Raw genomic sequence first — 20,373 nt, 5'->3', positions numbered from 1 at the left:
GCGAAATTCCTGCTGGTTGAAGGGGCCGGCCCAGGGTTCGAACCAGCCGGTTGCGTGAGCGGGCCCGGTTCGGGCGATCCCGGGGTCGGGTTGGCCCATTGTTCGGGCTTTCGCGCCGACCTGCTCTGACCCAGATCAACACCCGGCGCAGCCCGGCCGGGCCATGGCCCGCGCCGGCCTCTTCCGCGTCCGCGGTTTCACCCCGTTCCGTCCGCACCGACTTTCCCGCTTCGCCTCATGACGCCTGCCTCACCCCCAACTGCCCCACCGTGCTGGGACCTGTTCTGCCGCGTGATCGACAACCACGGCGACCTCGGCGTGGCCCTGCGGCTGGCGCGCCAGCTGGTTGCCCGTGGCGTGCGCGTGCGCCTGTGGGTGGACGATGCATCGGCCCTGAGCTGGATGGCCCCCGATCTGCCGCTGGCCAGCGCCACCCGCACCGGGCTCCCGATGCCCAGCGGGGCGCCGGCCATCACCGTGCTGCCCTGGGCAGACGCCAGCGACGCCGCGCTCCTGGCCCAGCTGCCACCCGCTCAGGTGTGGGTGGAGCTGTTCGGCTGCGAGCTGCCGCCCGAATTCATCGCCCACGGCGTGGCGCAGGCCAGCCACACCGGGCGGCCGGTCTGGCTGAACCTGGAGTACCTGTCGGCCGAAGCCTATGTGGCGCGCAGCCACGGCCTGCCCTCGCCCGTGGGCAGCGGCCCGGCCCGGGGCTGGACCAAATGGTTCTACTTTCCGGGCTTCACACCCGACACCGGCGGGCTGCTGCTGGCCCACCCGGCAGCGGCCGATCGGCCGCGTGTCTCCATCGACGCCGACCCGTCGGACAGCCCGCAGACCTTGACGTGCAACCTGTTCTGCTATGAGCCGCCTGGCCTGCAGCCCTTGCTGGCCAGCCTGATGGACAGCCGCGACTGGCGGCTGCGCTGGCAGGTCATGCCGGGCCGGCCGGCACGTGCCTTTGCCCAGGCGCTGGAGGCCATGGGCGTGGCGGTGGCCCCCCCGGTGGCCGACGATGCGGGTTGGCACCCGCTGGGCCGCAGCGTCCACCAGCAGCGCCAGCTGCCGCACGTGAGCCAGGAGGCCTTCGATGCGCTGCTGGCCGGCGCCGACCTGAATTTCGTGCGCGGCGAGGATTCGCTCGTCAGCGCCCTGCGCGCGGGCCAGCCCCTGGTCTGGCACATCTACCCGCAGGACGACGACGCCCACCACGACAAGCTGCGCGCCTTCCTGGACTGGCTGCAGGCGCCCGCCTCGCTGGTCGCCCTGCACCTGAGCTGGAATGGCATCACCTCTGAGCCCCCGCCAGCGCTGACGCCCGGCCACTGGGGCGACTGGCAGGCCTGTCTGGCGGATGCCCAGGCGCGGCTGGCCGCGCAACCGGACCTGGTGACCGGCTTGCTGGACTTCGTGGCCCGGCACCCGGCCCCAGGCGACTGACGGCCGGACCTTCCCATTAGCGGCCTGCGCGCCGCCTTGGGGCGTCCTGCCGAGCGCAGCCGAGCCAGCGCGGCTGGCCGGTTTCGGCACCCGTACCCCACAGGCGCAACCCCGCCAAAGACGGGAAAACGATACAATGGCGGGCTTTGGTTTTCACATCGCGCCAGGGCTGTCCGCCCCCGTTTGCGGGACAGGGCAGGCCCCAGGCGTTCGTGGATTGGCCAGCCGTTGTGCAACGGCACCAAGCCGCCAGCCCCTGCCTGATGTGTCAAACCGCATCAGGCGCACCGCCCTTGGCGGCGGGCCAACCCCCTCAACCAACCCCCTTTACGCCATGAAAATCGCTCAGGAAATTCGCGCCGGCAACGTCATCATGCAAGGCAAGGACCCCGTGGTCGTGCTCAAGACCGAGTACAGCCGCGGCGGCCGCGGTGCTGCCACCGTGCGCATGAAGATGAAGAGCCTGCTCAACAACTTCAACTCGGAAGCCGTGTTCAAGGCCGACGACAAGATCGAGAACATCGTGCTGGACAAGAAGGAGTGCACCTACTCCTACTTCGCCGACCCGATGTACGTGCTGATGGACGCCGAGTACAACCAGTACGAAGTCGAAGCCGAGAACATGGGCGACGCCCTGAACTACCTCGAAGACGGCATGGCCGCCGAAGTGGTGTTCTACGACGGCAAGGCCATCTCGGTTGAACTGCCCACCACCGTGGTGCGCGAAATCACCTGGACCGAGCCGGCCGTCAAGGGCGACACCTCGGGCAAAGTGCTGAAGCCCGCCAAGATCGCCACCGGCTATGAAGTGCAGGTGCCGTTGTTCGTGGCGCAAGGCGATAAGATCGAAATCGACACGCGCACCGGCGAGTACCGCAAACGCGTCTGAGTCTGCCACGGCCCCTGCCGGCGCATACTCGATGCCCAGGCTCCCAAAGACGGTCTTTGGGGGCCTTTTTTTTGGCCGGACCGCACGCGACGCGCGCCTCCCGGCGTGTCGCCTTTTTCTTCCTTGACCACAGCCACATGGAAACCACGCAAGACATCAAACAGCAACGCCTGGCCGACGCCTGGGCCGAATTGCAGGCGCAGGCCGACGAGGGCGTCTCGCTGCAGCCCGATTCCAACCGCCTGGCGTTCGCCGATCCCGAGTTCCTGTTGCGCGTGGAGACGCGGGGCATCCGGTTTCAGCTCGAGTTGCTGAAGCCCGAACTGGGCCAGCAGGCCGCCGGCATCCACCACACCATCGTGGTCTACGGCAGCGCCCGCCTGCCCTCGCCCGAGCGCGCCAACGAGCTGGCCACGCTGGCCGGCCGGACGCACGCCCCCGCCGACATCGCCGCCGCCAAGCGCGCCGCCAAGGGCGCGGCGCGCTACGAACAGGCGCGCGCCTTTGGCCGCCTGGTGGCCGAGTTCAGCAAGACCCAGCCCGACACCGAGCGCGTGCACATCTGCACCGGCGGTGGCCCCGGCATCATGGAGGCGGCCAACCGCGGCGCCTACGACGCCGGCATGCCCACCGTGGGCCTGAACATCACGCTGCCGCACGAGCAGAACGGCAACCCCTACATCACGCCGGGGCTGTCGTTCAAGTTCCATTACTTCGCCCTGCGCAAGATGCATTTCATGATGCGCGCCAAGGCCCTGGTGGTGTTCCCCGGCGGCTTCGGCACGCTGGACGAGCTGTTCGAGGTCACCACCCTGGTGCAAACCCACAAGGCCAAGCGCGTGCCCATCGTGCTGTTCGGCTCGGACTTCTGGGGTCAGCTGATCAACTTCAAGCTGCTGGTCGAGGAAGGCATGATCTCGCCCGAGGACGTGGAGCTGATGACCATCGTCGACACGCCCGAAGCCGCCTGGGAAGCGATCCGCAGCTTCTACGAGCTGCGCAACGACGCCATCCCCGTCGCGGCCTGACGGCAGGTCTGAAGGCGAGCCTCGCGGCGGACCTGGCGACATCGCGCGCCAGATCTGCACGGCCCAGGGGACGACGCCTCCGGCCACACCCATCACTTAGGGGTATGCACCACTCTCGTTTAGGCCACGACGGGAACAGGCGCATACCCCTGATGCATGCTCCACAGCTGCACCAGCGCGCTGCGAACACCCGCACGTGCCGGGCGCGTGACCATGCTGGACAGGCTTGTGACGAATCGTGCCATGGCGTCGCCCAGGGGCCGCCGCGCGGGCGCTTTGGTGCAAGATGCCCACCCGACGCGCACCTCGGAGACCTTCATGAGCCCCTACGACCAGGACCTGCCCCAGAACCCCGCCAACCACGCCCCGCTGACGCCGCTGGCCTTCATCCAGCGCGCCGCCGAGGTCTACCCCGATCGCCTGGCCGTGGTGCATGGCGACCTGCGCCGCACCTGGGGCCAGACCTACACGCGCTGCCGCCAGCTGGCCAGCGCCCTGCAGCAGGCTGGCGTGGGCAAGAACGACACCGTGGCCGTGATGCTGCCCAACACCCCGCCCATGGTGGAGGCGCATTTCGGCATCCCCATGGCCGGCGCGGTGCTGAACACACTGAACACGCGCCTGGACCCCGAGACCGTGGCCTTCATGCTGGACCACGGCGAGGCCAAGGTCCTCATCGTCGACCCCGAATTCGCCCCCGTGGTGGCCCGGGCCCTGCCCTTGCGCCGGTCCACCGCGCCGCTGCGCGTGATCCACGTGGCCGACACGCTGTTCAGCGGCCCCGTCAGCCCGCTGGCAGGCGACGACTACGACGCCTTCGTCGCCAGCGGCGACCCCGGCTTTGACTGGCTGTGGCCCGAGGACGAGTGGGACGCGATCGCGCTGAACTACACCAGCGGCACCACGGGCGACCCCAAGGGCGTGGTCTACCACCACCGGGGCGCGGCGCTGAACGCCGTGAACAACGTGCTGGACTGGGACATGCCGCGTTTTCCCGTCTACCTGTGGACCTTGCCCATGTTCCACTGCAACGGCTGGTGCTTTCCGTGGACGCTGGCCCAGCGCGTGGGCGTGAACGTGTGCCTGCGCCGCGTCGACGCGGCCTCGATGCTGGACGCCATGCGCACGCAGGGGGTGACGCACTACTGCAGCGCCCCCATCGTGCATGGCCTGCTGGTCAGCGCCCCGGCCGAGCTGAAGGCCGGGCTGCCCGCCGGCATCCAGGCGCTGGTGGCTGGCGCGGCGCCCCCGGCGTCGATGATCGAAGGCATGGAGGCCATGGGCATCCACCTGACGCACGTCTACGGCCTGACCGAGACCTACGGCCCGGCCACGGTGTGCGCCAAGCACGAGGCCTGGGGCCAGACCAGCGTGGGCGAACGCGCCGCCCTCAACGCGCGCCAGGGCGTGCACGCCAGCCTGCAGCGCACCGCGCGCGTGCTGGACCCCGACACCCTGGCGCCCGTGCCCTGGGACGGCGAAACCATGGGCGAGATCATGTTCCGCGGCAACATCGCCATGAAGGGCTACCTGAAGAACCCCAGCGCCACGCGCAAGGCGTTCGAAGGCGGCTGGTTCCACACCGGTGACCTGGCGGTGCAGTACCCCGACGGCTACATCAAGATCAAGGACCGCAGCAAGGACATCATCATCTCGGGCGGCGAGAACATCTCCTCGATCGAGGTCGAGGACGTGCTGTACCGCCACCCCGACGTGGTGGCCGCCGCCGTCGTGGCCATGCCCGATGCCAAGTGGGGCGAAACGCCCTGCGCCTTCATCGAGCTGCGCGCGGGCGCCCGCGTGAGCGAAGCCGACATCATCGCCCACTGCAAACAGCAGCTGGCCGGCTTCAAGGTGCCCCGGGCCGTCGTCTTTGGCGAGGTGCCCAAGACCAGCACCGGCAAGATCCAGAAGTTCGAGCTGCGCAAGCGCGCGGGCTCTGTCGCCGCCATCGACGTCTGAGGTCAAGGCAAGGCAAGGCAAGGCAAGGCAAGGCAAGGCAAGGCAAGGCAGTATGAGGCCATTCCCGTTATCGTCATGACGGCAATTGATGCATACTGCCCACACTTTCATCCACGCACGCGTTTCTAACGCATGCGCTGCTGCGCGCCAGCCTCGGCCGGGTCCGTCGAACCCGTCGCGCATGGTCCAATCCAGGCCTGATTGCCGCGTCGCTGCATCGCGACGCCACGGGTCAGCTGGCCGCCCGCGCTGTTGACGGTCCGCGCCCGTTGGCCATTTCGTGTCCCGCATCCTCCGGTTGCGCCTCCCTTCCTGTTTGCATGTCCGCCTTCTCCACCGCCGTCTGGCAAGCCAACCTGCCCTTGTTCGAGCGCACGCTCGCCCTGCCCTTCAACCAGGAGCTGGCCGCGGGCACGCTCAGCGCCGAGCGCTTTTGCCATTACATGATCCAGGATGCGCATTACCTGGTCGCCTATGGGCGCGCGCTGGCCGTGGCCGCCGCCAAGGCCGACAACGCCGAGGGCGTGGTGCAGTTCGCCCAGGCGGCCCAGGAGGCCGTGGTCGAGGAACGCAAGCTGCATGGCGGCTTCATGCGCGACTTCGGCATCGCGCCCGACACGTTCGCCGCTACGCCGCTGTCCCCCGCTTGCCACCACTACACCAGCTTCCTGATCGCCAACAGCTGGTCCGAGTCCTACCCCGTGGCGCTGGCCGGCCTGTTGCCCTGCTTCTGGATCTACGCCGAAGTGGGCCGCGACATCCACAGCCGCTCGGCCGCCAACAACCCGTATCAGGCCTGGGTGGACACCTATGCGGGCGAGGACTTCCACGCCGCGGTGCGCGGGGTCATCGCCACCATCGACCGCCTGGCCGAAGCCGCCGACGCGGCCACGCGCGAACGCATGGCGCAGGCCTACCGCTACTCGGCCGAGCTGGAGTGGATGTTCTGGGACAGCGCCTACCGCCTGGGCAGCTGGCCCACGCGCTGATGCCGGCCAAGCTCGTCAAACCAACCGCCCAAATCAGTCACCCGCCCCGGACCGCATGACACCACCGCCTTCACCCGACCTGGTTCGCGTCCGCGCCTGGGTGCACGACGCCCGCCGCATCGCCGTGTTGACGGGTGCCGGCGTCAGCGCCGAGTCCGGTGTGCCCACCTTTCGCGACGTGCAGACCGGCTATTGGGCGCAGTTCCGACCCGAGGACATGGCCACCGAAGCCGGCTTTCGCGCCGCGCCCGAGCGCGTGTGGGCCTGGTACCAGTACCGCCGCGAGCTGCTGATGCAGGTCGGGCCCAATGCCGGCCACCAGGCCCTGGCCCGGTTTGCGCAGCGCCGGCCGGAGGTGCTCACGCTCATCACGCAGAACGTGGACGGCCTGCACCAGCGCGCCGGCAGCCCTGACGTGCTGGGCCTGCATGGCGATCTGTTCGACAACCGCTGGCTGGATCGGCCACGCGCCTGTTGCGACCTGAACCAGGCCCTGGCGGGCCAGCCGCCGGTCTGCGCCACCTGTGGCAACCGGGTGCGTCCCGGCGTGGTGTGGTTTGGCGAAGCCTTGCCGCAAGCCACCTTCGCCGCGGCGGAACGGGCGGCACAGGCCTGCGAGCTGATGCTGGTGGTGGGCACGGCAGGCGCGGTGCACCCCGCCGCAGGCTTGGCCCACATCGCCCGTCAACGAGGCGCGCGCGTGGTGGTCGTGAACCCGGCCCCCAGCCAGTTGGACGACGTGGCGCACCAGCTGCTGCGCGGCCCGTCGGCGCAGCTGCTGCCCGCGTTGCTGGATTGACAGATTCAACGGGTATATACCATTGGTCGTTGTACAGATCAACGGCAGCGAGTCGTACTGCCATGAATGGACTGACCACGCATGACCAACGCGCCGGGCTCATGCCAGACAGCCGAGGTCCGGTGGCACCCCGTGCCACGCTTGCCGCACGCCAGCCGCCGACCACCGCGCAGGACCGCGGTGACAAGCGGCCACGCGGCCTCGGCAGGCACCTCGCAGCCGGTGACGCAGGCGCTCAGCGGCTCAGCGCGGCCTTCACGGCGGCCGACACCTGGCCCATGTCGGCCTTGCCGGCCAGCTGGGCCTTGACGGCGCCCATGACCTTGCCCATGTCGCCGGGGCCGGACGCGCCCAGCTCGGCCACGATGGCGTTCACGGCCTGGGCGATCTCGGCTTCCGACATGCGAGCCGGCAGGTAGGCCTTGAGCACCTCGATTTCGGCGCTTTCCTTGTCGGCCAGGTCTTGCCGGCCGGCGGTGGTGAAGGCGGCGACAGAGTCCTTGCGCTGCTTGATGAGCTTGTCCACGATGCCGACAATGGCCGCGTCATCGAGCTCCACGCGCTCGTCGACTTCCTTTTGCTTCATCGCGGCCTGCAGCAGGCGAATCGTGCCCAGGCGGTCGGTTTCCTTGGCGCGCATGGCGGCCTTCATGTCGTCGGTGATCCGGGCTTTGAGGGACATGGTGTGCTTTCGGTCGGTGCCGGCAAACGCGGCACAACGGGTTCAAAAACGGAAGGCAAAACGAAAAAGGCCCGCTGAGCGTCCCCGGCGAGCCTTGGTCGGGCAAGCCACCCTGAACGGGTGGCCGCACACGAAGCGGATCAGTACAGCTTCTTGGGCAGCTGCATGCTGCGCACGCGCTTGTAGTGACGCTTGACGGCGGCAGCCTTCTTGCGCTTGCGCTCGGTCGTGGGCTTCTCGTAGAACTCACGGGCGCGCAGCTCGGTCAGCAGACCCAGCTTCTCGATGGTGCGCTTGAAGCGGCGCAGGGCAACGTCAAAAGGCTCGTTTTCTTTAACGCGGATGGTCGTCATTCGATTTTGAATATCAATGCGCAGACAGAGGGTGGTCGGGAAGATCGGGCCCAATCGCCATAACTGCAAAGGGTGTCCTGCCTGCTTGTGAAACTCACAACTAGTATTGGCCGCAGGACGTTTGCCAGCAAAGCCCAGCATTATAGCCGGGTCTTGCGCCCGCTGCCCAGCGACGGTCACAGGCGCGGTTTGCGGCATGATCGCGCCCGGACAGCCCCGCCGCCCGCGCCATCCCGGCCGGCGCCAGACACCCGGAACACGCATGCGCGACATTGACAAACTCAAAACCTATGTGGACAGCCACGGCCAGCTGCAACGCGGACGCGGCCTGATCACGGGCACCATCGCCTTTGCCCTGGCCTGTTTGTGCCTGCTGGGTGTGCTGGCCTTTCACTTTCCGCAGTACCTGACCACGCCGGAGCTGCGGCAGAGCTACAGCGTGCCGGCCATGCGGCAGCTGCTGTTCTACGCGATGGCGGTGGCGGGCGGCCTGGCCCTGGTCAACATCCTGTTCAACCGCACGCGCTGGCTGTCGACCTTTGCCTTCGTCATCGTGGCGCTGTGTGCGCTGCTGGGCGGGCACAAGGTGGAGGTGGGCGATTTCCCCAGCAACACGCCCTACATCGGGCTGGACTGGTTCATCCTGGACCTGCTGGGCTCGTCGCTGATCTTCATCTTCATCGAGAAGCTGTTCCCGCTGCGCCGCGACCAACCGGTGTTCCGCGACGAGTGGCAGACCGACTTCCACCACTTCATCGTCAACCACATGATCGTGGGCTTCGTGCTGCTGGCCACCAACCTGCTGGTGCACAAGTTCTTCGGCTGGGCGGCCAACGACGGCGTGCGCGGCTGGGTGGCCAACCTCAACTTCTGGGTGGCGCTGTTCCTCATCGTCCTGGTGGCCGACCTGGTGCAGTACTGGACACACCGCGCCTACCACGAGGTGCCCACGCTGTGGCGCCTGCACGCCGTGCACCACAGCGTCAAGAGCATGGACTGGATGGCCGGCTCGCGCCAGCACATCCTCGAGCTGCTGATCACGCGCACGCTGGTGCTGGCGCCCATCTACGTGCTGGGGTTCTCGAAGGACGTGATCGACGCCTACATCATCATCGTGGGCTTCCAGGCCGTGTTCAACCACTGCAACGTGAACGTGCGGCTGGGGCCGCTGCGCCATGTGATCGTCACCCCCAACTTTCACCACTGGCACCACAGCCAGGACGACGAAGCCATCGACAAGAACTACGCCGCGCATTTCGCCTTCCTGGATTACCTGTTCGGCACCGCCGTGAAAAGCGACCGCGCCTGGCCTGCACAGTACGGCGTGGTGGGCGATTACGTGCCCAATGGCTTCTTCAAGCAGCTGAAGTTTCCCTTCACCTGGAAGGGCTGAGTCGACCCAGGCCGGCAGGCCCGGTCTTGGGCGTGGCGCATGCTGGATGCCTGCGGCGTCGCCGCTCGAGAGCCGGACATTCAGATGCACGCGCTGTGTCCTCACGCCGACAGGCCGGCCCGGCAAAGCCGCGGTGATGGACCTGCGACCCCCATGAGCCCGGTGAGCCCGGTGTGACGCTCCGACGCGATGCGGCCCAGCCCACGACTCGCGGCCTGCTGCGTGATACACACCAGGGAGCAGACTACCATAGAGTATCAACCGATTTCCGATGAATTCATCGTCGACAGCGAGTGATACCCCCAAATTCCAGCAATGCGTCAGACACCGGGACGGATCTGCTCGAGCTCGGCCAGCTTGAGCTGGCTCACCGCAGCCTTGAGCTGCTCCAGCGTGATGCCCAGGGCATCCATGTCCAGCATCACGCCATTGGCGAGCAACACACGCATGCTGGCGCCACTGCCGTCTTTGCGCCCCACTTCGCTGACGGGCCGCCCGCCTTCGGCATGGATGCGCTCGAAGCGATCGGCATCTTCGCGCTGCATGGTGATGTTGGCCCACTCCCCCAGCACCGACTGTCTGGGGTGGGGCCCGATGTAGACCACGTTGAGGGCGATGGCCCGCTCGCCCTGTCCAAAGCCGGCATTCAGCGCCACGCCCGGTCCATCTGCCGTGGTCAAGGGCTGCACGTCCAGTCGGTCGCGCGGCATGCCGGCAAAGGTGGCGGGCATCCAGGCGCTCAGGCGCTCGGTCAGGCGCTGCAGGCCTGCCGCGGACAGCGGCGGCGCCGATGCCGGCGCATCGGCCGGTGGCGCTGCGCTGGCCGATGGCGCCAAGGGCGGCAGACCCAGGCCATCGGACGCGGGCGGCACGGCAGACGCCGGTGACGCAGCGGGCTGCGCCGCGTCTGCGGCAGCCGAGGCCGCGCGGCTCGCCGGCTCGGCGGCCGGCAAGCTGGCCGGCAGGCTTGCAGGGCGCGCCGCAGGTGGGGCGCGGTCCCAGGTCGTGTCCGCGCGGGGCGTGAGCAGCCCGCGCGGCTGCATGGCGTTGATCAAGGTGACCAGCAACGCGGCCCACAGCAGCAGCGCCAGCGCCACCACCGCAAAGTAGGCCCGGAAGCGATCGGGCGGGCAGCGCATCAGGCGCGGCAAGCCTTGCCAGATCAGCCACAGGCTGCCCACCAACCCCAGCAGGCAGACCCAGACGGCCCCCGGCACCAGCGCAAACAAACCCATGAGGAACACCGGCGTCACGCCATAGGCCATGAGCTTGAACGCCCGCAACTCGCTTTGCCGGGCGCCGAAGCGTGGCGCCAAGGCATCGACCACCTGGGCCAACACCCACACCCCCAGCATGAGCACGGCCAGCATCACCAGGCCCATGCCCAGCGCCATGGCCAGGTCGAAGACGTAGCCTGCGGGTCCCGCCGCAGCCGCCAGGCCCCAGCCCGCCAAACCCATGACCAGCGCCAGCACCGCCAGGGGCAGCAGGTGGTGCTGGTAGATCCAGCCGATGGTCACGCGCTCGGTCGCGATCAGCTTCCAGGTGTTGGCCGTGTCACCGAACAGGTCGCGCACGCGGCCCAGCCAGGCCCGGGCCATGGGCGCAAAGTTCGACGGGTTCCCTGAGCGTGTCATGTGTGTGTCCCTGCGGTTCAGCACTTACCAGCCGAAACATTTGCAGCCAAGCATACAACGGGCGGCTTGGCCTGGCCTGCGTCTGGCTTCACGGGAGCGTGGTCGATTGGCTCGGAGTTTGCCGCCGAATCGCAACTGCAGCAGCCTGCGCTCGTCAAATTAAACCAGTCAGTCTATATTCCAGCCATGCCCAACACCCTCGTGCCGCGCCGCGGCCGTCCCCCCAAAGCGCGAGACAGCGCGCTGGACACGCGCGAGCTGCTGGTGCGCGCCGGGCTCGAGGTGCTCACGGAGAAGGGCTACTCCGCCGCCGGCCTGGACGAAATCCTGCGGCGCGTGGGCGTGCCCAAAGGCTCGTTCTACCATTACTTTGACAGCAAGGACGCCTTCGGCCTGGCGCTCATCGAGCGTTACGCCGCCTACTTCGCCCGCAAGCTGGACCGTCACTTCGACAACGATTCGCTGCCCCCGCTGGCCCGGCTCGAGGCCTTCATCGACGACGCCACGGCGGGCATGGCGCGCCACGACTTCAAGCGCGGTTGCCTGATCGGCAACCTGGGACAGGAAATGGGCACCTTGCCCGAGCCCTTCCGGGCCCGCCTCATCGCGGTGTTCGAGGATTGGGAGGCCCGCCTGGCCCGCTGCCTGAAGGCCGCGCAGGCACAAGGCCAACTGGCTGACACGGCCGACTGCGCCGGGCTCGCGACCCTGTTCTGGACCGGCTGGGAAGGTGCCGTGCTGCGCGCCAAGCTGGAACAGCGCGCCCAGCCACTATTGACCTTTGCGCAGTTTTTCAGCGCCGCCCTGCCCCGTCCTTGATTTTTTTGCCCTTTACAAGACGATCAGTCTAATTTATGGAGAGCCCATGTTCGATGCCATCTTGATCACCCAGGACACCACGGCGCAGCGCGTTCAGCACACCACGCTGGACGACGCACAACTGCCGGCCGGTGACGTGCTGGTGCGCGTCAGCCACTCGACCCTGAACTACAAGGATGCGCTGGCCATCACCGGCAGCAGCCCGGTCGTGCGGCGTTTCCCCATGGTGCCGGGCATCGACCTCGTCGGCTGTGTCGAGCAATCCTCACACCCGGACCACGCGCCGGGCGACTGGGTGCTGCTCAATGGCTGGGGAGTGGGCGAAACGCATTGGGGCGGCCTCGCGCAAAAGGCACGCCTGAAGGGGGATTGGCTGATCCCGCTCCCTCCGGCGTTCTCGCCGCGACAGGCCATGGCCATCGGCACGGCCGGCTACACCGCCATGCTGTGCATCCTGGCGTTGGAGCGGCACGGCGTTCGGCCTGGGGATGGCGACATCGCCGTGACCGGGGCCACCGGCGGCGTGGGCAGCGTCGCCATCGCGTTGCTCGCCCGGCTGGGCTACACCGCCGTGGCCATCACAGGCCGTGCACACGATGCCGACTACCTGAGCCAGCTGGGCGCCGCCGAGGTGCTGCCGCGCGACCCCCTGTCGTCACCGGGCAAGCCGTTGGGCAAAGAGCGCTGGGCCGGCGCGATCGATGTGGCGGGCGGCCACACGCTGGCCAACCTGTGCGCCACCACGCGGTATGGCGGCGTCGTGGCCACCTGCGGCCTGGCTGGCGGCATGAGCCTGCCGGCCACCGTCGCCCCCTTCATCTTGCGGGGCGTGACCCTGGCCGGCATCGACAGCGTGATGCGTCCGCGTGCGGACCGCATCGAGGCCTGGTCCCGGCTGGCCACCGACCTGAACGTCGATGCCCTGCAAACCATCGGCCAGGACATTGCGCTGGCCGACGTGATTCCCCACGCCCAGGCGCTGCTGGACGGACGCATCCGCGGCCGCGTCGTGGTCGATGTCAACCGCTGATGAAGGAGCCCCGCATGACCTAACCCCACGCCACACCTGCCATCAGCCGCTTCCCCATCCCAGCGCTCGACGAGATGCCGCCGGACCTCCGAGACCGCCTGTTGGCCGTGCAGGAGAAAGCCGGGTTCATCCCCAACGTCTTCCTCACCCTGGCGCACCGCCCCGATGAATTCCGCGCCTTCTTTGCCTACCACGACGCTTTGATGGAGCGCCCGGGCAACCTCACCAAGGCCGAGCGGGAAATGATCGTGGTGGCCACCAACTACCGCAAGGCCGACATCACCGCGCACCAAAAAGCCATGCTGGACTTCGCCCTGAAAGTCTCGGAGCAGGCCCATCGGGTCGACGACGCCGACTTCGCCACGCTGGCCGGGCACGGCTTCAGCGACGACGACGTGTGGGACATCGCCGCGATTTCCGCCTTCTTCGGCCTGTCCAACCGCATGGCCAACGTCACCAGCATGCGCCCCAACACCGAGTTCTACGCCATGGGCCGTTGAGGAGTTGCCGCCATGTTTGCCCACTGGAAAGACCTGCTGCGCACCAGTTACCAACGCGGCGCGGCCCTGAACCGCGCCAGCCCCAAGCTGGTGGCCGGGTTTCAGGCCCTGAGCGCCGGCCAGAACGGCCATGGCGCGCTGGACGCCAAGAGCAAAGAGCTCATCGCCCTGGCCGTGGCGGTGACGACGCGGTGCGACAGCTGCATCGCCGTCCATGCCCAGGCGGCCCGCCGCGCGGGCGTGACCGAGCCGGAGCTGGCCGATGCGCTGGGCACCGCCATTGCCCTGAAGGCCGGGGCAGCCTACGGCTATGCCCTGCGCACCCTCGAGGCCTACGAACAGTTCGCCGAACCCGCCTGAGTACCCTCTGCGACCGCCGGGGTTGATCTTCCAGCCCGTTCCCGGACAATTGATCGGCCCCACCGACCCGGGAACGCTGGTTGCACAGCCCACACGCCGTGCGCCGCCTGTCCCTTTTGCCATGAACCACCCCACCTCCTCCCCTTCCCAGCCAGGTCCCTGGTACTTCGGCTGGAACATCGTGGCCGCCAGCCTGCTGCTCACGCTGCTCACCGTCGGCATGCGCATGGGCATCGGCCCCTTCATGCTGCCCATGAGCGAAGACTTGGGCTTCTCGCGCAGCCTGCTGTCGTCCATGGTGGCCTTCGGCATGCTGTGCTATGGCATCGGCATGCCGCTGGCGGGCTGGCTGGTGGCCCGCTACAGCACGCGGGCCGTGCTGCTGCTGGGCACGGCCATCGTCGCCGTCTCGAGTTACTGGAGCGTGCACGCCCGCGACGCCTGGAGCTTCTTCCTCGCCTACGGCGTGTGCCTGTCGCTGGGGCTGGCCTTCACCAGCCCGGTGGCCGTGACCCCCTTGATCAGCCGCTGGTTCACACGCCGGCGCGGCATGGCGCTGTTCTTCCTGTCCACGGGGTCCATGGCCGGCATCGCCGTCATGACGCCGGTGTTCACCTGGGCCATCGGCCAGTGGGGCTGGCAAACCACGCTGCTGACCTACTCCGCCGTGTTCACGGTGTTCACCGTGCTGGTCACGCTCGCCGTGATCCGCGAAAACGCGCCCGCCACGACCGACCTGCTGCCCGAACAAATCGCCCAGCAGGCCAGCCAGTCGGCCGCACCGGCCAACCCGATCACCCCGGCCACGGGCGGCTTCAGCTTCGCCCAGGCGCTGGCCACACGGCCCTTCTGGACCATTTTCCTGGGCCTGTTCGCCTGCGGCTTCAGCATGAACCTGCTGGGCACCCACGGCGTGCCCATGCTGATGGACCACGGTTTCGGCGCCCACACCAGCGCCGAGGGCATTGGCCTCATCGGCCTGGTCGCCATCTTCAGCACCCTGGTCATGGGCCGGCTGTCGGACATGGTGCCGCGCCGCTACATCCTGTGCGTCATCTACCTGGTGCGCGGCCTGGGCTTTCTGGGCCTGGTCGCGGCCGTGCAAGCCTGGCAGCTGTTCGGCGTGTCGGCCGTGGGCGGTGTGGTCTGGGCCGGCTCCATCGCGCTGTCTTCGGCCATCCTGGCCGACTTGTATGGCGTGCGGCTGGTCGGCCTGCTGTATGGCTGGGCCTACCTGGGCCACCAGATCGGCGCCATGATCAGCTCGTGGCTGGGCGGCTGGGCGTTCGAGCAATTCCACACGCACTGGATCGCTTTTGGCGCCGCGGCGGTGTTGCTGTTCGTGGCCGCCCTTGGCTCGCTGACCCTGCCCGTGCGGCTGGCGCCGCCCCGCCCGCCGCTGGGCGGCACGCCGCAACCCGCTTGACGCCCCGCGCCGCTGCCGTGGCCTTGCCACATGGCACCGCCGCAGCGTGCACAGTTGTCACCCAGGCTGCCGACCTTGGCGCCCCGTGCTCAGGCGTAGCCTGACCGTGGAGAGGCGCGTTGGACCCGTCCCTGCGACAGCCAGCAGAGGCTGCAGTGCACAGGCCAGCGTGACCCATGCACGCGCGGCAGCTTCCATGCCACCGCCCACCGGGTTTTCACTCTGGGGGCGCCCCCCTGGCCCTGCGTTCAATGCAGAGGTGATTCACAGGGAGAAGCCATGATCCATCACCTCGTCGTCCACCACCGCGCCTGGGCCGGCAGCCTCTTGGTGGCCGCATGCCTGAGCCTGGCCCTGGCCACACCGGCCGAGGCCAAGAAGAAAACCAGCAAGCAGTCGTCGGCGGTGACGGTCAAACAGGGCAAATCCACCGGCTCAGGCGAAACACGCGCCGAGCGCGACCGGCGCCTGACGCGGGAGTGCCGGGGCCGCCCCAATGCGGGCGCCTGCCTGGGCTACGCCAGCTGAAGAACCTGGGGTATAGCACGGTTGCCGATATTTATAGAACGGCATTCACCCCATACTCCATCAATCAACAGCGCAAATTAATCGGCCGGCGTCCGACCGACGGCCGAGTGCCCCTCGGCTCTGGCCGCTGCCTTCACGCAGGCGTCCGAGCGCGGGACTTTGCTGACCACGCCTTCGGCCGGGCCGAGGACATGGTGCACGCCACCATCCAGGCCGGGCTGCTGGGCCAGAGCGCAAGCCAGCGCATCCTGGCCCGACTGGCGCACGACACTTCCGCGGCCATGGTGCATGCCCAGGACCTGTCCGACACGCAGCGCGAAGCCATCGGCAGTCTGGGCGTCAACTGACCGTGGACGCTGCCGGCAGGATTCATCCCGCAGATACGCCCCCAGGATGCGATCAGCTCGAGGCGACCAGCAACTTGCTTGGCATGGCCTGAACCGGCGCGCTCGCAGGCAGACCCTTCGGCCATCAGCCGATTGGTCTACGTGGCGAGCGCCCGGTGGGCCACCCGCTCACTCCATCTTGGCGCCCGAGATCTGCACCAGCTCCTTCCAGTAGCCCACGTTGCGCTTGTACTCGGCCTCGTGCGCCTCGGGGCTGCTGTCCGTCACGGCCTCGTAGCCAAAGTTGACGAAGCGGGTCTGGATGTCGGGGTCGGCCATGGCCTTGCGGGTCTCGGCGGCCAGCTTGTCCAGGATGGGCTTGGGGATGCCGGCCGGGCCGATGAAGCCGAACCAGCCCATGAGGCCATAGGGCTTGTCGTTCCAGCCCTGCTCGCCGAACGTGGGCAGGTCGGGCAAGGTGGCAAAGCGCTTGTTGCTGGTCACGGCAATCGGGCGCAGCTTGCCGGTTTCAAAGTGCGGCTTCATGACCGCCGGGCTGCCGAAGGCAAACTGGATCTGGCCCGAGAGCAGGTCCTGCACCATGGGCGCCTCGCCCTTGTAGACGGCGTGGCTCATGGGCACGCCCAGCTGCTTGCCGATGTACTCGGTGACCATGTGCGGGTACGAGCCGATGCCGTACGAGCCGTAGTTGATCTTGCCCGGATTGGCCTTGAGCCAGGTCTTGAACTCCTCCAGGTTCTTGGCCGGCACGCTGTTGTGCACCACCAGCATGGCCGGTCCATTCGCCAGCTTGTAGATGAAGGAGATGTCCTTGTTGGGGTTGTAGGGCAGCTTGGGGTAGATGAACTGGTTGGTGTAGATGGCGTTGGAGAGCGCGAGCGAGATGGTGTAGCCATCGGGCGGCGACTTGGCCACGTAGTCGGTGCCGATGATGCCGGCGGCGCCCGGCTTGTTTTCGACCAGCACGGGCACGCCCATGGACTTGCTCATCTTGTCGGCCAGCACGCGCGCCATGGAGTCGGTCAAGCCGCCGGGCGCATAGGTCACGACGATGCGAATGGGTTTGCTGGGGAAATCGGCAGCGGCCTGGCCCTGTGCCTGGGCCCCCAGGCTGACCGTGGCCAGCGCCAGGCCCAGGGCCTGCACCACAGGCCGCCTGGCCAGGCCGGCGGGACGCGCACGCGAAGAGGTCGTTGTCATGAATGCTCCACAAGAGCCGGCACCCCGGCATCACAGCCGCTGCCCCCATCCTGGTGTCTGCGATGGGACGCGACCCACACGCTGGTCAACCACCCCAGCACCCCTGGCCGGGCCCTGCCCCTTGACAGCGCACCCGATCAATTCCTGAAACGGCACACAGTATGGATCAATTGGCGTTATTTTTTCAACGAGAATGACGCCATACTGCCTATGACAATCACCTAATGGCGAACCCTGCTCGCATCCCCCCCGTGTGCGCAGGCCTGGCGGCAACCGGCGCCTGTGCTGGCGTGCCAGATCGAACCCATGCCCCACACCGGTGCGGCCTGAGCCGCGCCACCGCGGGCGCCATGCGCTGTGCCGGGTCGCCCGCCAGCGCCACAACTGGCCTTGTGTGCACCTCGGTGAGGCCATCGTGAATGCGGGCCGGACGGGCATCCGCTGGCGTGGTGCCCTCGCCGCGGTACTTGCGCCAACGCCCCTAGGCAGGGGCGTTGGTGCATGGTAAGGACTGGCCGCATCGCCCCTCACGGGGTATGTCCGCAGTGCAGGTACACCCAAGTCACCTGGGTGCCGATGCAGCGGCGGTCCGCTACCGAATCAGGTGCACACCCGACAGGAAAGCCTTTGGGCGCGCGGCCTTGCGCCACTCAGTCGAGCTTGGCGCCCGACACTTTCACGAGCTCTTGCCAGCGCGGCATCTCGCGCTTGTACTCGGCGGCAAAGACGTCCGGGCCGCTGTTGTCCAGCGCGCCAAACCCCATGTCGTCGATCTTGCGGCGCACTTCCGGATCCTTCAGGGCCGTGCGGATCTCCGCCGCCAGCTTTTCCTGGATGGCCTTGGGCGTCTTGGCCGGCACGGCCATGGCCAGCCAGCCCACCATGGCGAACGGCGCTTCCTTCATGCCCGACTCCTGCAGCGTGGGCACGCCCGGCAGCGCCGACAGCTGCTTGGGCGCGTTCACGCCAATGGCCTTGAGCTTGCCGGTGGCGATGTGCTGCTTGGTGTTGATGGCGCTGGACCAGCAGAAGTCAAACTGGCCGCCCAGCAGGTCCTGGATCATGGGCGACTCGCCCTTGTAGGCCACGTGGTTCAGGTCGCCTTGCGTGACGTGGTCGAGGTAGGCCCCCATCAGGTGCGAAAACGACCCCTGGCCATACGAGCCATACGACAGCTTGCCCTTGTTGGCCTTGATGTAGGCCAACAGCTCCGCGCCCGTCTTCACGGGCAGGCCGGGCTTGGCCACCAACACCGTGGCGCCGTCGGCCACGCGATACAGCATGTCCAGGTCTTTTTGCGGGTTGTAGGGCAGTTTGGAAAACAGGAACTGGTTGATCAGCAGCGAGGTCGACAGGCCGAAGCTCAAGGTGTAGCCATCGGGGGCGGCCTTGGCCACGGCGTCGGTGCCGATGATGCCGCTGGCACCGGGCTTGTTGTCGATCACAAAAGGCTGACCCAGGCTGGTTTGCAGCTTCTGGCCCAGCAGACGCGCGAGCGTGTCGGTGCCGCCGCCCGGTGCGAAAGGCACGACCACGCGCACGGCCTTGTTCGGGTAGGACGCCGCGGCGTCCGCCTGGGCCTGGGCCAGGCCAGGCACGGTCAGCGCCGCGCCCGAAGCGGCGGCCATGGATTGAAACTGTCGACGGGTCAGGGGAAAACGATTGGCAGACATCGATACAACACCAAAAAGGGGACAACAAAACGCCCCTGGACCGGGGCGCGCGCCCATCCTAATCAGTGTTCAGTTTCGCAACACCGGGTGAACCCTAGGGTGCACGCCTCCATCACCACGACCAAGGTCGTTATCGCCTGCCCTGCCTGGGAATGGCGCTATGGATTCAGGACGGACACTGCAGCTTCACCTGTGGCATCGGCCCCAAATCCCCTGACCATCCCAAGGCCAAACGTCAATCCAGCTTCACGCCCACGGCCTTGACCAGCGCCTCCCACTTCGGCAGGTCGCGCTGGTAAATGCTGGCGAACTGCTGCGGCGTGCTGTCGGTGATGGCGGTGTAGCCCATGGCGCTGATGCGTTCCTTCACCTCGGGCTTGGCCAGCACCTTGGCGATGGCAGCCGACAGCTTCTGCTTCACGGCATCGGGTGTCTTGGCCGGCACCGCCATGCCCAGCCAGCCGACGATGGCAAACGCGTCGTCGGTCATGCCGGCCTCGGCAAAGGTCGGCACCTGGTTCATGGCGGCCACCCGGTCCCGCCCGGTGATGGCCAGCGCGCGCAGCTTGCCCGTGTCCACGAACTGCTTGAGCGTCTGCGCACTGCCCCAGCCGATGTCGATCTCGCCGCCCAGCAGGGCCTGGATCATGGGCGTCTCGCCCTTGTAGGCCGCGTGAGCCATGCCGCCCTGGGTCAGCTGGTTGATGCGTTCGGCCGCCAGGTGCGGGTACGAGCCCTGGCCGTACGAGCCGTAGGACAGCTTGCCGCGGTTGGCCTCGATGTGCTTGCGCAGCTCGGCCAGGTTCTTGACCGGCAGGTTGCTGTTCACCACCAGGATGGCGCCCGCGTCGGTCACACGGTACAGCGGCGCGAGGTCCCGTGTCAGGCTGTATGGCAGCTTGGTGTACAGAAACTGGTTGACCAGCAGCGACGACGTCAGGCCGAAGCTGATGGTGTGGCCATCGGGCGCCGCGCGCACGACTTCACCGGTGCCGATGATGCCGGCTGCACCAGGCTTGTTGTCGACCACCACCGGCTGCCCCAGCTCGGGTGCCAGGTGCTGGCCGAGCAGGCGCGAGATGGCATCGGTCGAGCCGCCCGGCTGGTACGGCACGACGATGCGGATGGGCTTGCTGGGGAAGTTGCCGGCGGCCGTGTTGGCCTGCGCGGCCAGCGGCAGGCCAGCGGCGGCCAGCGCGCTGGCGCCCGCCAGGGCCTGGCGTCGGTTGATGGGGGTCATGGGGGTCTCCTCTGGGGGTTGCAATAAAAAAGACGGGCGGCTCTTGCGAGTCCGCCCGTTTTGCAGACGGAGCCTCCG

The 20,373-nt window shown here is 67.7% G+C and carries 20 protein-coding genes; 14 read left to right on the top strand and 6 right to left on the bottom strand.

The genetic code is table 11. The features are described from left to right. Positions 1–237 precede the first annotated feature (237 nt). From earP to CCO03_RS08140, 6 genes are all read left to right on the top strand, one after another. Entirely contained in the window at positions 238–1,440 is a 1,203-nt protein-coding gene (gene earP / locus CCO03_RS08165) for an elongation factor P maturation arginine rhamnosyltransferase EarP (protein ID WP_087279644.1), read from the top strand. Positions 1,441–1,774: 334 nt separating this feature from the next. Further along, on the top strand, positions 1,775–2,329 hold the full coding sequence (gene efp, locus CCO03_RS08160; RefSeq protein ID WP_087279640.1) for an elongation factor P: 555 nt from the start codon (positions 1,775–1,777) through the stop codon (positions 2,327–2,329). Positions 2,330–2,466: 137 nt separating this feature from the next. Beyond that, a complete protein-coding gene (locus CCO03_RS08155) occupies positions 2,467–3,357 on the top strand; it encodes an LOG family protein (RefSeq protein ID WP_087279636.1) in 891 nt (296 codons plus the stop codon). 318 nt (positions 3,358–3,675) lie between these two features. Further along, on the top strand, positions 3,676–5,319 hold the full coding sequence (locus tag CCO03_RS08150) for an acyl-CoA synthetase (RefSeq protein ID WP_087284426.1): 1,644 nt from the start codon (positions 3,676–3,678) through the stop codon (positions 5,317–5,319). Positions 5,320–5,639: 320 nt separating this feature from the next. Next, positions 5,640–6,308: a thiaminase II gene (gene tenA / locus CCO03_RS08145; RefSeq protein WP_087279632.1), complete on the top strand. Its 669-nt coding sequence runs from the start codon at positions 5,640–5,642 to the stop codon at positions 6,306–6,308. Between the two features lie 55 nt (positions 6,309–6,363). Further along, complete coding sequence (locus tag CCO03_RS08140; protein ID WP_087279629.1) at positions 6,364–7,107, top strand: SIR2 family NAD-dependent protein deacylase; 744 nt, start codon at positions 6,364–6,366, stop codon at positions 7,105–7,107. A gap of 235 nt (positions 7,108–7,342) precedes the next feature. Here CCO03_RS08140 and CCO03_RS08135 read toward each other — a convergent pair whose 3' ends face one another. After that, positions 7,343–7,789: a GatB/YqeY domain-containing protein gene (locus CCO03_RS08135; protein WP_087279625.1), complete on the bottom strand. Its 447-nt coding sequence runs from the start codon at positions 7,787–7,789 to the stop codon at positions 7,343–7,345. A 140-nt stretch (positions 7,790–7,929) separates the two neighbouring features. Next, positions 7,930–8,142 (bottom strand): 30S ribosomal protein S21, encoded by a 213-nt coding sequence (rpsU, locus tag CCO03_RS08130; RefSeq protein WP_087279623.1) that lies wholly within the window; start codon positions 8,140–8,142, stop codon positions 7,930–7,932. Between the two features lie 262 nt (positions 8,143–8,404). Between rpsU and CCO03_RS08125 the strand changes: the two genes are divergently transcribed. Continuing rightward, entirely contained in the window at positions 8,405–9,535 is a 1,131-nt protein-coding gene (locus tag CCO03_RS08125; protein WP_087279620.1) for a sterol desaturase family protein, read from the top strand. Between the two features lie 320 nt (positions 9,536–9,855). On the opposite strand, the gene CCO03_RS08120 is transcribed toward CCO03_RS08125, so the two are convergent. Continuing rightward, positions 9,856–11,172: a Yip1 family protein gene (locus CCO03_RS08120; RefSeq protein WP_087279617.1), complete on the bottom strand. Its 1,317-nt coding sequence runs from the start codon at positions 11,170–11,172 to the stop codon at positions 9,856–9,858. A 186-nt stretch (positions 11,173–11,358) separates the two neighbouring features. On the opposite strand from CCO03_RS08120, the gene acuR reads away from it, so the two are divergent. The 7 genes from acuR (at position 11,359) to CCO03_RS19575 (ending at position 16,182) form a co-directional block, all read left to right on the top strand. Beyond that, positions 11,359–11,991, top strand: coding sequence for an acrylate utilization transcriptional regulator AcuR (acuR, locus tag CCO03_RS08115; protein WP_087279614.1), 633 nt, complete (start codon positions 11,359–11,361; stop codon positions 11,989–11,991). Positions 11,992–12,037: 46 nt separating this feature from the next. Then, positions 12,038–13,021 carry an acrylyl-CoA reductase (NADPH) gene (acuI, locus tag CCO03_RS08110; protein ID WP_087279612.1) on the top strand — a complete coding sequence of 328 codons (984 nt, stop codon included), beginning with the start codon at positions 12,038–12,040 and terminating at the stop codon, positions 13,019–13,021. Positions 13,022–13,095: 74 nt separating this feature from the next. After that, a complete protein-coding gene (locus tag CCO03_RS08105; protein ID WP_087279610.1) occupies positions 13,096–13,521 on the top strand; it encodes a carboxymuconolactone decarboxylase family protein in 426 nt (141 codons plus the stop codon). Positions 13,522–13,533: 12 nt separating this feature from the next. Continuing rightward, positions 13,534–13,881 carry a carboxymuconolactone decarboxylase family protein gene (locus CCO03_RS08100; protein ID WP_087279607.1) on the top strand — a complete coding sequence of 116 codons (348 nt, stop codon included), beginning with the start codon at positions 13,534–13,536 and terminating at the stop codon, positions 13,879–13,881. A 121-nt stretch (positions 13,882–14,002) separates the two neighbouring features. Then, entirely contained in the window at positions 14,003–15,307 is a 1,305-nt protein-coding gene (locus tag CCO03_RS08095) for an MFS transporter (protein WP_087279604.1), read from the top strand. Between the two features lie 279 nt (positions 15,308–15,586). Then, complete coding sequence (locus tag CCO03_RS08090; protein WP_087279601.1) at positions 15,587–15,835, top strand: hypothetical protein; 249 nt, start codon at positions 15,587–15,589, stop codon at positions 15,833–15,835. A gap of 191 nt (positions 15,836–16,026) precedes the next feature. After that, positions 16,027–16,182: a hypothetical protein gene (locus tag CCO03_RS19575; protein ID WP_157667564.1), complete on the top strand. Its 156-nt coding sequence runs from the start codon at positions 16,027–16,029 to the stop codon at positions 16,180–16,182. A gap of 168 nt (positions 16,183–16,350) precedes the next feature. On the opposite strand, the gene CCO03_RS08085 is transcribed toward CCO03_RS19575, so the two are convergent. The 3 genes from CCO03_RS08085 to CCO03_RS08075 all read right to left on the bottom strand — a co-directional run bounded on the left by CCO03_RS08085 (position 16,351) and on the right by CCO03_RS08075 (position 20,295). After that, positions 16,351–17,382, bottom strand: a complete 1,032-nt coding sequence (locus CCO03_RS08085; RefSeq protein ID WP_087279597.1) for a Bug family tripartite tricarboxylate transporter substrate binding protein — start codon at positions 17,380–17,382, stop codon at positions 16,351–16,353. A 650-nt stretch (positions 17,383–18,032) separates the two neighbouring features. Continuing rightward, positions 18,033–19,010: a Bug family tripartite tricarboxylate transporter substrate binding protein gene (locus CCO03_RS08080; RefSeq protein ID WP_236904085.1), complete on the bottom strand. Its 978-nt coding sequence runs from the start codon at positions 19,008–19,010 to the stop codon at positions 18,033–18,035. Positions 19,011–19,290: 280 nt separating this feature from the next. Further along, positions 19,291–20,295 carry a Bug family tripartite tricarboxylate transporter substrate binding protein gene (locus tag CCO03_RS08075; protein ID WP_087279592.1) on the bottom strand — a complete coding sequence of 335 codons (1,005 nt, stop codon included), beginning with the start codon at positions 20,293–20,295 and terminating at the stop codon, positions 19,291–19,293. Positions 20,296–20,373 lie beyond the last annotated feature (78 nt).

Source organism: Comamonas serinivorans (genome assembly GCF_002158865.1).
In the GTDB taxonomy this organism is placed as follows: domain Bacteria; phylum Pseudomonadota; class Gammaproteobacteria; order Burkholderiales; family Burkholderiaceae_C; genus Comamonas_E; species Comamonas_E serinivorans.
This window is presented reverse-complemented; position numbering and strand designations above follow the sequence as displayed.